The sequence below is a fragment of the Paenibacillus xylanexedens genome, assembly GCF_007676705.1.
Taxonomy (GTDB): Bacteria; Bacillota; Bacilli; order Paenibacillales; family Paenibacillaceae; genus Paenibacillus; species Paenibacillus xylanexedens_C.
This window is the reverse complement of record NZ_VEBF01000043.1, coordinates 1-413: the sequence shown is the minus strand read 5'-3', so window position 1 is coordinate 413 and position 413 is coordinate 1. Positions and strand designations below refer to the sequence as shown.

The 413-nt window shown below is 43.3% G+C and carries 1 protein-coding gene; it reads right to left on the bottom strand.

Features of this window, described 5'->3' with window-relative positions; genetic code table 11:
• Nucleotides 1-190: 190 nt before the first annotated feature.
• Nucleotides 191-382, bottom strand: coding sequence for a hypothetical protein (locus FS628_RS33175; RefSeq protein WP_145326650.1), 192 nt, complete (start codon nucleotides 380-382; stop codon nucleotides 191-193).
• Between the last annotated feature and the right edge of the window lie 31 nt (nucleotides 383-413).

Here is a 413-nt window from a genome sequence, read left to right as displayed (position 1 = left end):
ACTTCAATTATTTCCGTTTTGCAATATCGATAACGATCTCCTAATCATCCTCATCCTCTCCTTCTTTTCTTTTCATATCCACACCACAGCCACTTACCATATCAATCCATTCCCCAATCCTATTAACTCCCACTCTTACCTCCTTCCTAAACCAAACCCCTTTTCACTTTTTCATCTTCCAACATTCCTTCTACAACCCAACACCCCCCTCACTCTCTTTCACATTCAAGTCTTTTGCGATAATCTCACCGACCAACTTCATCTCCACTTCTTCCCTATCCACACAAACTAATCCTCTTCCATCCCCTTCACAAATTTTCCCTTCCATCAATCCCCCCTTAATCCCTTCCCCCACCTCTAACAACCCAATTTTGTTCACCATCCTTCACTCCCTTTTCCCCACTCCTTCTCCA